We start from the raw sequence: 12823 nt of genomic DNA on the forward strand, positions 1-12823 counted from the left end.
CCCCTTGGGTTCGACGATCAGCCACCGGCGATCACCGGTGACTCTCGAAGACTAACCCCGGAGGCGGGCAGTCGACCATGGCGGATCATTCGCTGAGCGCGAACTGCCCGGCCCCCGTTCTGGCGACACGACCCGCAGGAGCCCTTCCCCGGCATGGCCCCTCCCGATAGCGTCGACAACGGGGCGGAACCGCCCCGTGCAGTCGACGAGGGGAAGCAGCTCCACATGTCCAAGGAATTCACGGGGACCGTCAGGCTCGACGTCCGCGACTCGGTGGCCGACTGGTCGCCGTACGAGACTCCGAAAGCCCCTGAGGGCGCACCCAACATCCTGGTGATCCTGTACGACGACACCGGCCAGGCCTCGTGGTCGCCGTACGGCGGCCGCATCGACATGCCGACGATGGACCGCCTCGCGGCGAACGGCCTCACGTACACGCAGTGGCACACCACCGCCCTGTGCTCGCCGACCCGCTCGACCTTCCTCACCGGCCGCAACCACCACGCCAACGGCATGGGCAACATCATGGAGGGCACGAACGGCTTCCCCGGCCTCTCGGGTCACATCCCCGCCGAGTGCGCGACGATCGGGCAGGTGCTGCAGCAGAACGGCTATTCGACCTTCTGGGTCGGCAAGAACCACAACGTGCCCGAAGAGGATGTCTCGGCCGGAGGGTCGAAGGCGCAGTGGCCCCTCGCGATGGGCTTCGACCGCTTCTACGGGTTCCTCGGCGGCGAGACGAACAACTGGTACCCCGACCTCACCGAGGACAACCGGTTCATCGAGCAGCCGTACTCGCCCGAAGAGGGCTACCACCTCTCGAAGGACCTCGCCGACCAGGCCATCCGCATGATCCGCGACCAGAAGGCCTCGAACCCCTCGAAGCCCTGGTACACGTGGTTCTGCCCCGGTGCGAACCACGCCCCGCACCACGCGCCCGCCGAGTACATCGAGAAGTACAAGGGCAAGTTCGACGACGGCTACGACGCCTACCGCACGTGGGTGCTCGAACGCATGGTCGAGCGCGGCGTGCTGCCGGCCGACACCGACCTCACGCCCTTCAACCCGCTGCCCGAGGACCAGGCGAACCCGGCCGACTTCGTCAAGCCGTGGGACTCGCTCTCCGGCGACGAGCAGCGCCTGTTCAGCCGTATGGCCGAGGTGTTCGCCGGGTTCAGCGAGTACACCGATGCGCAGATCGGTCGCATCGTCGACTACCTCGAGGCCTCGGGCCAGCTCGAGAACACGCTCATCTTCTACTGCGCCGACAACGGCGCCTCGGGCGAGGGGTCGCCCGACGGCTCGGTCAACGAGAACAAGTTCTTCAACGGGTTCCCCGACGACCTCGCCGAGAACCTGTCGAAGATCGACGTGCTCGGCGGACCCGAGACCTACAACCACTACCCGACCGGGTGGGCGGCCGCGTTCTCGACGCCGTACCAGATGTTCAAGCGCTACTCGCAGTTCGCGGGCGGCACGTGCGACCCGATGGTCATCCACTGGCCGGCGGGCATCTCGGCGAAGGGCGAGATCCGTCACCAGTACCACCACTCGACCGACATCGTCGCCACGATCCTCGACGTCATCGGCATCGAGTTCCCCGCCGAGTTCCGCGGCGTGAAGCAGCGCCCGCTCGACGGCGTGTCGATGAAGTACAGCTTCGACGCCGCCCCCGACGGGCCCACCGAGAAGCACGTGCAGTACTACGCGATGCTCGGCACGCGCGGCATCTGGAAGGACGGCTGGAAGGCCGCCGCGATCCACGCGCCGCTCACCGGCCACGGCCGCTTCGACGAGGACCGCTGGGAGCTGTACCACGTCGACGTCGACCGCTCGGAGTCGAAGGACCTCGCGGCCGAGCACCCCGAGAAGCTCAAGGAGCTCATCGACGCCTGGTTCGAGGAGGCGGAGAAGAACCACGTGCTGCCGCTCGACGACCGCTCGGCGCGCGACCAGCTCACGATCGAGCGCCCGCAGTCGGAGCCGCCGCGCACGCGCTACGTCTACTACCCCGACACGGGCGCGGTGGCCGAGTCGGTCGCCGTCAACGTGCGCGGCCGGTCGTTCAAGATCATCGCGGACGTCGTGCTCGAGGAGGGCGCGCAGGGCGTGCTCTTCGCCCACGGCTCGCGGTTCGGCGGCCACTCGCTGTTCATCAAGGACGGCAAGCTCGAGTACGTGTACAACTTCCTCGGCATCCCGCCCGAGCAGCGGTTCACCTCGGGTGCGCTGACGCCGGGCAAGCACGCGCTCGGCATGGAGTTCATCCGCGAGGGCGCCGGCGAGCACGGCGAGTCCGTCGGCACCTGCAAGCTCTACGTCGACGACCAGGTCGTCGCCGAGGGGCCGATGCGGGCGCAGGTCGGCAAGTTCACGCTCTGCGGCGACGGGCTCTGCGTCGGCTACGACAGCGGCGACGCCGTGAGCAGCGAATACTCCGACTCGTTCCCGTTCACGGGCGGCAAGCTGCTCGGCGTGGGGGTCGACGTCAGCGAGGAGCAGTACCTCGACCTCGAGCTCGAGGCGCTCGCGGCGCTCGCCCGCGAGTAGCCGGCTCCGTCACGAACACGGATGCCTCGGCGGGAAGATTCCCGCCGAGGCATCCGTCGTTCCGGGACCGGTGCGGCGGCGCTTGTGCCCCTGCCGGTCAGCGCTCCGCGGTCTCGTCGACCTGCTCGGCCTTCTCGGCGGCGTGCTCCGCGCGCACGGCCGCGTGCTCCTGCTTCTTCTCCACGCGGCGCTGCATGCGGGCGACCTTCGCCTCGGCATCGAGCTCGCTCATCTCGCGCTTCGCATCGTCGACCTCGCCGAGCGCCGGCAGCACCCACGCGGTCGCCGGGTTCGTGTCGACGAGCAGCATCCGCATGAGCAACGTCAGCGGCACGGCGAGGATGGCGCCCATCGGGCCGAGGATGACGGCCCAGACGAGCACGGACGCGAAGGTGAGCGACTGGCTGAGCGAGACCGCGTTGCCGACGATCCGCGGCTGGATGACCGACTGGATCACCGCGTTGATGACGCCGTACACGACGATGACGGCGACGACCATCGGCCACCCGCCGACGAGGGCGCCGAACACGAGCGGCGGGATCAGGGCGATGAAGTAGCCGATGTTCGGGATGAAGCTGCAGAGGAACGAGAGCATGCCCCAGAGGGCCGCACCGGGGATGCCGAGCAGGGCGAGCGCGATCCAGTTGACGATGCCCTGCGCGACGCCGAGCCCCGTCGTCGCGACCATGTAGCGACGCACCCCGTCGGCGAAGCGCACGAGGCCGGTCGCGACCTCGGGTCGCTTGCGCCCGATGCCCGCGACGACCGTCGGCACGTACGACGAGTCGAACGTGATGAGCATGAGCATGGTCAACAGGATCACGGCGAACGAGATGAATCCGGCCGCACCCCCGAGCAGGCCGCTCACGAAGCCGCCGATCGCACTGACGATGTCAGCCGGGTTGAACGACCCCATCATCGCGTTGATCTGCTCCTGCCCGACACCGAGGCTCGAGAGCCACGACTCGATGGAGTTGGCCCACGTCTCGAACTCGGGCAGGTAGTCGGGCAGCAGCGTTGCGAACTGCGCGAACGAGATGACGAGCAGGAACACGAAGCCGCCGAGCAGCAGCACGACCGTGACGAGCACGACCAAGGTCGAGATGCCGCGCGACACCCCGCGCCGCTCGAGGCCGCGACGCACCGGGTGCACGCAGATCACGAGCACGAGCGCGAGGAAGATCGCCGAGAAGATGTCGCGCATGGCCGCGATGCCGAACAGCGTGATGACGAGCCCGGCGAACCCCATCAGCAGGAACGCGTTGCGGTGCGGGATCACCGTGGTCGCCGCAGGGCGCGCGGGTTGCTGCGCGGGCGGCGCGTCGTCATGCTTCTTCTTCCACCACATGGCGTTCCTCCTGGCTTCGCGTTCCAGTATCGGGGTTCGGCTCGTCCGCGGCATCGTGCATCCCGCGTGATGTCTGCGTTCGCAACGAGTCCTCGCCCTCGCCGCTGAGCCGGCGCAGCGTGACGGCTCCGGGGTCGTGCTCGAACAGCAGGGCGCGCACGAGCAGCGACAGCGGCACCGACAGGATCGCCCCGATCGGTCCGATCACGAACGCCCAGAAGACGACCGAGAAGAACGTCAGCGTGAGGCTCAGCCCGACGGCGTCGCTCACGAACTTCGGCTGCACGAGCACCTGCAGCACGACGTTGATGACGCAGTAGATCGCGATGACCGTGAGCATGAGCGGCCATCCGCCGACCACGAGGGCGAGGATCGCGGGCGGGATGAGCCCGATGACGAACCCGATGTTCGGGATGAAGTTGGTGACGAAGGCGAGGATGGCCCACACGATCGGGATCGGCACGCCGACGGCCCAGAGCAGCAGCCCGTCGAGCACGGCGACGATCGCACCGAACGTCGCGTTCACGACGTAGTAGCGCCGTACGCCCGTGAAGTAGCGGCGGGCGATGCCGTCGGCCGTGGGGGTGCCGAAGATGCGGGCGGATGCCCCGGCCGCCGCCGCACGGAAGCGGGCGCCGTCGACCGTCATGAAGATGACGTAGGTGAGCACGAAGAAGAACGCCGTCGCGAAGCCGAGCACCTGGTCGGCGAGTCCGAGCGCCGCCTCGCCGATCGCGGCGGGGTCGAGCCATCCCATCGCGGTCTGGGCGGAAGGGGCCGAGAAGCCGAGGCCCTTCAGCCAGTCGACGACCCCGCCGGCCGTCGACTGCAGTTCGCCCGCGAGCTCGGGCAGCATCGCCACGAACTGGCCGACCGCGTACACGAGGAGCACCGCGAGCACGCCGAGGATGAGGTAGCCGAGCGCGATGACGGCGGTCGAGGCGAGCCAGACCGGCCAACCCGCACGCTCGAGCGGGCGACGCAGCGGGTACGCGATGATCACGACGACCGCACCGAGCGCCGCGGGGGCGAGCAGGTCGCGGGCGAACCAGACCCCGGCGAAGAGCACGACCGCCGCGGCGAGCGCGAGCAGGGTCCTCGTCGCCGGGGTGAGGCGCTGCTGAGCGGCATCCGTCTCGATCGCCATGGCCTGCTCGCCCACCTAGAAGCTCCCGATGCCCTTGCCGATCATGACGACGCCGATCACGAGGAGCAGCACGGCCATGACGGTCGCGTTGTTGTGCACGAGCCAGCCGCGCAGCGACTCGAGCGGCCCCGCCATCGCCTTGGAGGCCACGAGGTAGCCGATCACGGGGATCGCGACCGAGCACGCGGCGATGAGCACGAACACGACGATGGCGACCGTCTGCTCACCGCCGGAGAGGCCGGCCGAGCCGATCGCGACGCCCGCGCCGACGCCCATGATGAGGTTCTTCGGGTTGACCGCGGAGAGCAGGAAGCCCAGTCCGAGGCCCTTGCCGAAGTTCATCTGGTCGATGGCCGACATCCACTTCGGCATCGCCGGCTCCTCGCCCGGCTTCGGGCGCGAACGCCACTGCTTGACGGCGAGCAGCAGCAGGAGCGCCCCGAGGAGCAGCTTGATGGTGCCCGCGACCGGCTTGGAGGCATCCGAGTCGGATTCGGGGATCACGGAGGCCAGCAGGGTGAACAGCACCACCGCGACGACGATGCCGAGCACCCAGCCGATGAGGAAGCCGACGCTCGTGCCCTTCGCCTTCGGCGACAGGAGCATGAGGATGGCCGCGATGATCGGGATCGGGCTGATCGCGATACCGACGGCCAGGGGGAGGATGTCTCCGATGACGCTGCCCATTGCTACTGCTCCTTCGCCTGTTGCTGCTTGACGATCTCGGGGAGGCGCCAGCTGCCGTCGAACCAGGGCTCGAGCGGGCCGTACAGACGCAGGATCGGGAACCAGCTCTTGCCGGGGATCGTGGGGATCCAGTTCGACTCCCGCCCTGCGGGGGCCTCCGGTCCGAAGTGCAGCACGCAGCTGCCGTCGGGCTCGGCCTGCACCGTGCCCTCGAGGCTCGACAGCGCCGGGTAGGGCGCCGACTGCAGCAGCGACCGGGTCTGCGTGTCGTAGAGGTCGACCGACCAGAAGTTCTTCGCCGGCGGGTCGGCGGGAATGGTGAGGGTGTAGTCGGCCGAGCCGTCGAGCACGTGGCCGTCGGCGTCTTCGGCGGTGTAGGCGTAGGCCGACCCCGCACCGACCTGCGCGTGCGCCATCGCCGGCGTGATCACCGTCGCGAAGTAGTGGAACGCCGTGCGTGCGTCGAGCAGCCGGGCGCCGTCCCGCAGGAACTCGAAGCTGCCGCCGACGAAGGCGTTCTTCCACGAGACGCCCTCCCAGAAGTAGGCGGCCGGGTCGCGCGGCTTGTAGACGAGGGCCCGCGAGATCGCGGCGCCGAGCTTCGCGCCCGCGTCGAGGATGCGGTGCCGGCGCTCGTCGGGCGCGAAGGGGGCGCCGTGCACGATGCCGAGCGCCGCGAGCTGGCCGGCCCGCTCGACGTCGAGCGCCTCGACGGGCTCCTCCTGGATGAGCTCGTCGATCTCGACGAAGAAGTCGAAGTCGTTCGAGTGCACCGTGTTGACCTCGGCCGCCGCGATGTCGACGAACACGTTCTCGCGCGGCGCCGCAGCCTCGGCGAGCGGGTAGATGCGCGTCTGCTTCATCGCGGGCACCCCGCCGAGGGCGCGCAGCACGACCCAGTTCGTGAAGGTCGGCGACTCGTACGTGAAGTAGCCCTCGGGGCGCTCGCCGTCGTAGCCCGGCGGGAGGAACAGGTACTTGCCTCCCGCACCCCGGTCGGGGCCCGCGATGCCCATGTCGGCGACGTACCGGAACCAGAAGTCGTCGACGACGCAGAGCGACTGCGGCGGCGCCTCGATGACGGTCGGACCCCACGCCGCGAGGTCGACGAACGTCGTGCCGTAGGTCGTCTCGGTGTTCGGGGTGAGGTAGAGGCTGCCCGAGTTGGCCCTCGGGTCGGTGATGCCGATGATCTCGCCGCTCGTGAGACCCGCCTCGCGCAACCCGCGGCGGAGGGCGACGAGCGACGCGCCGGGCACCGCGTTCAGGAACGCCTCGGCGGCACGCATGAGGTCGAGGGCGTCGTAGAGCGTCTCGACGGATGCCTCGCGGGGCACGCCGTCGAAGAGCTCGAGTCGCCCGAAGGGCGTTTCGACCTCGTCGGGCGTGCTCACCCGGCGGACCGCCTCCGCGAGCGCATCGGTTGCGCTCACGCTGGTTGCCTCAGGATCGGTCATTCTTCCCCCTTCGTGAGCGACGCGAGTGCGGCGCGGTTGGTGTCGTACACGCCGCGCTCGGCGAGCAGGCCGAGGTCGGCGAGGCGTGACTGCGTGCCGGGTCGCATCCGGCTGAACGACAGGTCGACGTGCTCGCGCTCGAGCCAGGTGAGCAGCGCCTCGAAGCTCTCGGCGCCCGTCACGTCGATGTCGGTGACGGCCTCCATGTCGATCACGACGTGGTGCACGGGGCCGTTGCCCGCGGAGTTCGCGCCCGTGACGGCGCGCTTGACCGCGTCGCTGAACACCGATCCGTTCGCGAAGAACAGCGGGGCCGCGAGCCGCACGACGACGATGCCGGGAGCGGTCACGTGGCCCTTCGGGGCCTCGTCGAGCAGCGAGTCGTCGGGCTCGCCGCCCGCCTTGAGCACGTCGATCGCGGGATGCGACGCCCGCTGCGCGAGGTTGATGAGGGCGAGCACGAAGGCGACGAGGATGCCGGGGATCGAGCCGACGAACAGCGTCGTCAGGAAGCACGCGGCGCCGACGCCGAACTCGAACTTGTCGACCCGCCAGAGGCCGACGAACTCCCTGAATCCGAGCAGCGGGAGGATCGCCACGCCGACGATCGCGCCGATCGCGGGCGACGGGATGTCGGCGAGCAGCGCCGTGCCGAAGAGGAGCAGCAGCAGGGTGCCGACGGCGAGCACGAGCGACGGCAGCTGGGTGCGTGAGCCCGCCTGGTCCATCGCCGCCGTGCGGGAGGTCGAGGAGCCGACCGCGAAGCTGCCCGAGGCGCCTGCGGCGATGTTGCCGAGGCCGAATGCGAGCAGGTCGCGGTTCGGGCTCGTGGAGTAGCCGCGCTGCTCGCCGTACGACCGGGAGACGAGCAGGCCCTCGGCGGTCGTCACCATGGTGAGGGCGATCGCCGAGGGGATGAGCGCGAACCACATCGACCAGTCGATGATCGGCCAGGTGATCGTCGGCGCGCCCGCGGGCACCTCGCCGAGGACGTCGACGCCCGCGTCGTCGAGGTCGAGGAGCGCGACGAGGATCGTGGCCACGACGAGCACGACGAGCGCCCAGGGCACGGCCCGCAGGTACCGCTTGCCGAGCAGCAGCACGGCGACCGAGCCCGCCGAGATCATCAGTGCGACGACGTTCGTCGTGCCGAGCCCCTCGACGAGCGCCGTGGTCTTCTCGATGAACTCGCCGCCCGACGGGATCGAGATGCCGAGCATCTTCGCGATCTGGCTGATCAGGATGTCGAGGGCGAGGCCGCCCACGAAGCCGACGAGGATCGGCTTCGAGAGGAAGTTCGCGAGGAACCCGAGCTTGAACACCGCGAGCAGCAGGAAGAGCACGCCGCTGATGATCGCCTGCGCCATGGCGAGCGTCGCGTAATCGTCGCTGCCGGCCGCGGCGAGCCCGCCGACCGAGCTCGCGACGAGTGCGGCCGCGGCGGCGTCGGGCGAGGCCACGAGCTGCCGGCTCGAGACGACGAGCGCGTAGATGACCGTCGGCACGATGAGCGCGTACAGCCCGGCGGTCGGCGGCAGGCCGGCGATCTGCGCGTAGCCGATGTTGAGCGGGATCGCGATCGCGATGAGGGTGACGCCCGCGATGAGCTCACGGGCGAGGTTGCGGCGGTTGAGGCCGACGAGCGGCCGGGCGAACGTCACGGGGTCGCCTCCTTCACGGTGCGTCGATCGTCGTGGGCGATGAACTCGGGTGCCTTCGTCACGATGAGCCAGACCGGCAGCACGATCACGCACAGGAGCGGCAGCACCGTCGTGTCGCCCACGATCGCGGCGCCGAGGAAGATGCCGATCCAGCCGTCGCGGGTCGCGACGAGCGTGATTCCGAGCACGGCGCAGGCCACGGCGAGCGACATCGGCATGCCGGGCACGACCTGGTAGGCGAGCAGGCCGAGCGCCGTGCCGATGAACACGATCGGGAACACGCGGCCGCCCCGGAAGCCCGCTCCGGCGGCGATCACGAGCGCGACGAGCTTGACGGCGGCGAACAGGGTGAGCTCTCCGGCCGTGTAGTCGCGCGGGTTGGAGAGCAGCTCACCCGTCTCGTCGAGCCCCTTGAAGAGCGTGATCGGCCCGCCGATGATGCCGAGCACCCCGAGCAGCGCGCCGCCGATCGTGGTGTAGATGAGCGGGTTGCGCATCGCGTGGAAGGCGCGGTGCACGACCGGCAGCAGGAAGACGCCGATGAGGCCGACGAGCGCGGCCCCGCAGGCGACGACGGTGCCGGTCACGAGGTCGATCGCCTCGACGCCGCCCATGGGCTCGAGCTGGAAGGCGAGCGACGACCCGCCGAGCAGGTGCATCGTGATGGCGCCGGCGCCCGCCGCGGCGAGCGGGAGGAACAGCTTGTCCCACAGCGAGCCGCCGCCCTTGATCGCGGCGACCGCCCCGGTGAGCACGAGCGCGGCCGCGACGGGCGTTCCGAAGAGGGCGCCGATCGTCGCGGCCATCGCGAGCGTCGCCGCGAGCCTCGTCGGGATCTTGGCGGCGAAGCGGGCGAGCAGCGCGATCGTGAGCGCCGTGTTGATGCCGATGATCGGGTTCTCGGGCCCGAGGCTGACGCCGCCGGCGAGGCCGAGCGTCACGACGAGCGCGAGCGAGGGCAGCGCGATGAGCTTCGGCGGTGCGGCGTCGAGCTCGCCGAGCGCCGAGTCGGGGCCGCCGTGCCCCGGCAGCAGCCAGACCGCGGCGCCGACCGCGGCGCCGGTGAGCGTCAGCACCGTGAAGATCCAGAGCGGGGAGTCGGGGCCGACGCCGATCGCCTCGGGCACCGTCTCCCAGATGACGCCGTGCAGGCTCTCGGCCGCGAGGTCGAGCAGCCACAGCATGAGCGCCGAGCCGACCCCCACGACGATCGTCGGGATCGCGAAGACCGCCAGGTCGCGGACCCTCGGTGCCGGTGGCGTCTCAGTCACGCGCTCCCCCTCATCGTGCTGCTCGCGGATCGCCGGGCGGGCCTCCGCGTAGCCATCATGCCGCACTCGGCCGCTGCGGGCCGGGATGGATCGACCACGTCAGAGCTCCGTCGGCGCGACGAGCGGCGCGGGCGGCGGCTCGCTCGTGACCACGGCCTCGACGCCGGCGTCGGCGAGCGCCGCGGCGACCGCGTCGACGACCGCAGCGGTCACCGCGACGCCGTTGGCCGGGTGGTGCCAGAACCGCACGCGGTACACGACCCGGTCGGGGCCGATCGTGATGGGGCGCAGCTGCACGTTCTCACGACGGTGCACGCCGTGCGCGCCGCTCACCGCGTCGACGATCAGGTCGCGGGCGGTGTCGCCGGCGGCGAGCCGCACCTCGACCTCGCTGCGCCGGGCGCCGTGCTCGGAGTTGTTCGAGAACGGCTCGGTCAGCAGCTGCGAGTTCGGCAGGTGCACGGTGCGACCGTCGTAGGTGCGCACGATCACGGAACGGCCGTTCAGCTCGGTGACGACGCCGACGACGTCACCGAACTCGAGCTCGTCGCCGACGGTGATCGGATGCCGCGTCTGCAGCACCACGCTCGCCGCGAAGTTGTCGGCGATGCCGCGCAGCACGAAGACGAGCACGACCGCGACGACGAGGGCGATCGCGAGCACCGGCTGGATGGACGCCCCGAGGAAGCTGAGGGCGATGCCGATGCCGAGCAGCCAGATCGCGTAGCCGACGATGCGCTCGGCGAGCAGGCGCACGCCCTCGTCGAGGTTCGGCACCCGAGCGAGCGCCGCGCGCACGCCCTTGCGGGTGAGCCGCGCGATGATCCACGTCACCACGAGGGTGATCACGATCGCCGCGATGCTCCAGCCGTTGATGTCGAGCGTCGACCACCAGTCCGCCATGTCAGGATTCTTGCGCAAGATGGCGCCGCGGCGACGAACCCCCGCGAATCCGGGCGCGTTCGCGCTATGGTCATGTTCAGGATGGTCTTCGGTCAGGGGGAGATCGGCGCCGCGAGGGCGCTGGCCGATCTGCTGAACACGGGGCGTCCCGGCATCGCATCCGGCGATGCCTTCTCACCTCGTATCGAAAGGCACGCAGCACATGAATTTCTGGAACAACTTCTGGGACCTGATCTGGTGGTTCTTCTGGGCGTTCGCGTTCATCGCCTACCTGTTCGCCCTGTTCGCGATCATCGGTGACCTCTTCCGCGACTCGAAGCTCAACGGGTGGTGGAAGGCCGTCTGGATCATCTTCCTGATCTTCGTGCCGTTCCTCACCGCGCTGATCTACCTGATCGCCCGCGGCCGCGGCATGGCCGAGCGCTCGGCGCGCGACGCGCAGGCCGCCCAGGACGCGGCCGACGCGTACATCCGCCAGACCGCCGGCACCTCGGCCAGCGCGTCCGACGAGATCGCGAAGGCCAAGTCGCTGCTCGACGCCGGCACCATCACGCAGGCCGAGTACGACGCCCTCAAGGCCAAGGCGCTCGCGTAATCCCCTGAGCGCCGAAAGGGCCGGATGCCTCATGGCATCCGGCCCTTTCGCTTGCCCCCGGCGTCAGACGACGGCGGGCTCGGACGCCTCGGCCGGGGCATCCTCGATCGTCGTGCCGGCGTGGTCGCCGGCGGCGCCCGCCGTGCGCAGGAAGACGATGATCCAGCTGAACACGGCGACACCCGCGATGAGCTCGACCGCGGTGAGGTTGTAGTACCCGCTGAAGAAGAACACCGCCGAGACCACGATCGCGAGGCTCAGCAGGTAGCCGAACCACAGGAAGGGCTTCGGGAACGACGGCACGAACCAGCGCAGGCCGACGACGATCGCGATGAACGCGACGGCCATGCCCGTCGCCACCGTGTTGTGCACGGCGAAGAACTCGTCGACCGGGAAGATGCCGACGCACGCGAGGAAGATGCCGATGAGCACGAGCAGGGCGCGGACGATGTTGCGCTTGCGCGCGAGCTCGGGCGTGCCGGCGGGAAGCACCGCGGTCGCGTAGCGCGCGATGATCGTGACGATGGCGCCGGCCACGATGAGCGTGAGGTTGAAGGCGCGCGCCGAGAAGTCGTCGGTCATGCCGAGCGCCGAGAGGTTCTCCTTCCACCACTGCGGGTCGCTCGCCGAGAGCATCGCCGTGAGCGCACCGACCACGAGGAAGACCGCGACGACGAGCGACAGCAGCATCGGGGTGAGCCGCACCGAGGAGAGGAAGGTGATGTACGCGGTCATCGCGAGGGTGACCCCGCCGAGCACCATGGCCGGCAGGGGGTAGAGCACCGCCCCCTGGAAGCTCGCGGCGAGCACGTCGCTCAGCGCGACCCAGCCGAGCAGCGCGATGACGGCGTGCGCGACCGAGATGGCGAGGATGTCGAACCAGTGCAGCTTCGCACCGGGCACCGGCATCGCGGGCCGGACCGCCGCCGCGAGCTCGCGGCTGCGATGCGACACGGCGACGCGACCGAGCGGATAGGCGATGAGGGCGACCACCGCGGATGCGATCGCGGCGAACTGGCCGATGGACCCGGGCCCGGAGATCGGCACGTCGACCGACCAGAACGCGATCAGGGCGACGAGCACCCCGGCGACGAACGCCAGGGCGCCGACGATCAGGGCGACCGATTCGAGCGACTCCGCGCTCGCACCGGGGTTGCGAATGGCTTTCGCGATCGACAGGGATTCGCTGCGACTCATGTGTGGC

The 12823-nt window shown here is 69.9% G+C and carries 10 protein-coding genes; 2 read left to right on the forward strand and 8 right to left on the reverse strand.

Features of this window, described 5'->3' with window-relative positions; translation table 11 throughout:
* The first annotated feature begins 225 nt into the window (after window positions 1-225).
* Complete coding sequence (locus AC3RJ6_RS00070; protein ID WP_491424790.1) at window positions 226-2550, forward strand: arylsulfatase; 2325 nt, start codon at window positions 226-228, stop codon at window positions 2548-2550.
* Window positions 2551-2647: 97 nt separating this feature from the next.
* Here the strand turns inward: AC3RJ6_RS00070 and AC3RJ6_RS00075 are convergent, their stop codons facing one another.
* From AC3RJ6_RS00075 to AC3RJ6_RS00105, 7 genes are all read right to left on the reverse strand, one after another.
* Window positions 2648-3898 (reverse strand): AI-2E family transporter, encoded by a 1251-nt coding sequence (locus AC3RJ6_RS00075; protein ID WP_491424791.1) that lies wholly within the window; start codon window positions 3896-3898, stop codon window positions 2648-2650.
* Window positions 3876-5060, reverse strand: coding sequence for an AI-2E family transporter (locus AC3RJ6_RS00080; protein ID WP_491424792.1), 1185 nt, complete (start codon window positions 5058-5060; stop codon window positions 3876-3878). Before AC3RJ6_RS00080 ends, AC3RJ6_RS00075 begins: the two co-directional genes overlap by 23 nt.
* On the reverse strand, window positions 5061-5732 hold the full coding sequence (locus tag AC3RJ6_RS00085; RefSeq protein WP_491424793.1) for a GAP family protein: 672 nt from the start codon (window positions 5730-5732) through the stop codon (window positions 5061-5063). It abuts the gene before it with no gap.
* A 2-nt stretch (window positions 5733-5734) separates the two neighbouring features.
* Complete coding sequence (locus AC3RJ6_RS00090) at window positions 5735-7165, reverse strand: DUF1254 domain-containing protein (protein ID WP_491424794.1); 1431 nt, start codon at window positions 7163-7165, stop codon at window positions 5735-5737.
* Window positions 7166-7185: 20 nt separating this feature from the next.
* Window positions 7186-8850 carry a SulP family inorganic anion transporter gene (locus AC3RJ6_RS00095; protein ID WP_491424795.1) on the reverse strand — a complete coding sequence of 555 codons (1665 nt, stop codon included), beginning with the start codon at window positions 8848-8850 and terminating at the stop codon, window positions 7186-7188.
* Entirely contained in the window at window positions 8847-10121 is a 1275-nt protein-coding gene (locus AC3RJ6_RS00100; protein ID WP_491424796.1) for an ion channel protein, read from the reverse strand. Before AC3RJ6_RS00100 ends, AC3RJ6_RS00095 begins: the two co-directional genes overlap by 4 nt.
* 99 nt (window positions 10122-10220) lie before the next feature.
* Window positions 10221-11024 (reverse strand): mechanosensitive ion channel family protein, encoded by an 804-nt coding sequence (locus AC3RJ6_RS00105; RefSeq protein WP_491424797.1) that lies wholly within the window; start codon window positions 11022-11024, stop codon window positions 10221-10223.
* A 202-nt stretch (window positions 11025-11226) separates the two neighbouring features.
* On the opposite strand from AC3RJ6_RS00105, the gene AC3RJ6_RS00110 reads away from it, so the two are divergent.
* Complete coding sequence (locus AC3RJ6_RS00110; RefSeq protein WP_491424799.1) at window positions 11227-11619, forward strand: SHOCT domain-containing protein; 393 nt, start codon at window positions 11227-11229, stop codon at window positions 11617-11619.
* A gap of 63 nt (window positions 11620-11682) precedes the next feature.
* Here the strand turns inward: AC3RJ6_RS00110 and AC3RJ6_RS00115 are convergent, their stop codons facing one another.
* On the reverse strand, window positions 11683-12816 hold the full coding sequence (locus tag AC3RJ6_RS00115) for a DUF998 domain-containing protein (RefSeq protein WP_491424800.1): 1134 nt from the start codon (window positions 12814-12816) through the stop codon (window positions 11683-11685).
* Window positions 12817-12823 lie beyond the last annotated feature (7 nt).

The sequence above is a fragment of the Agromyces cucurbitae genome (assembly GCF_058349945.1).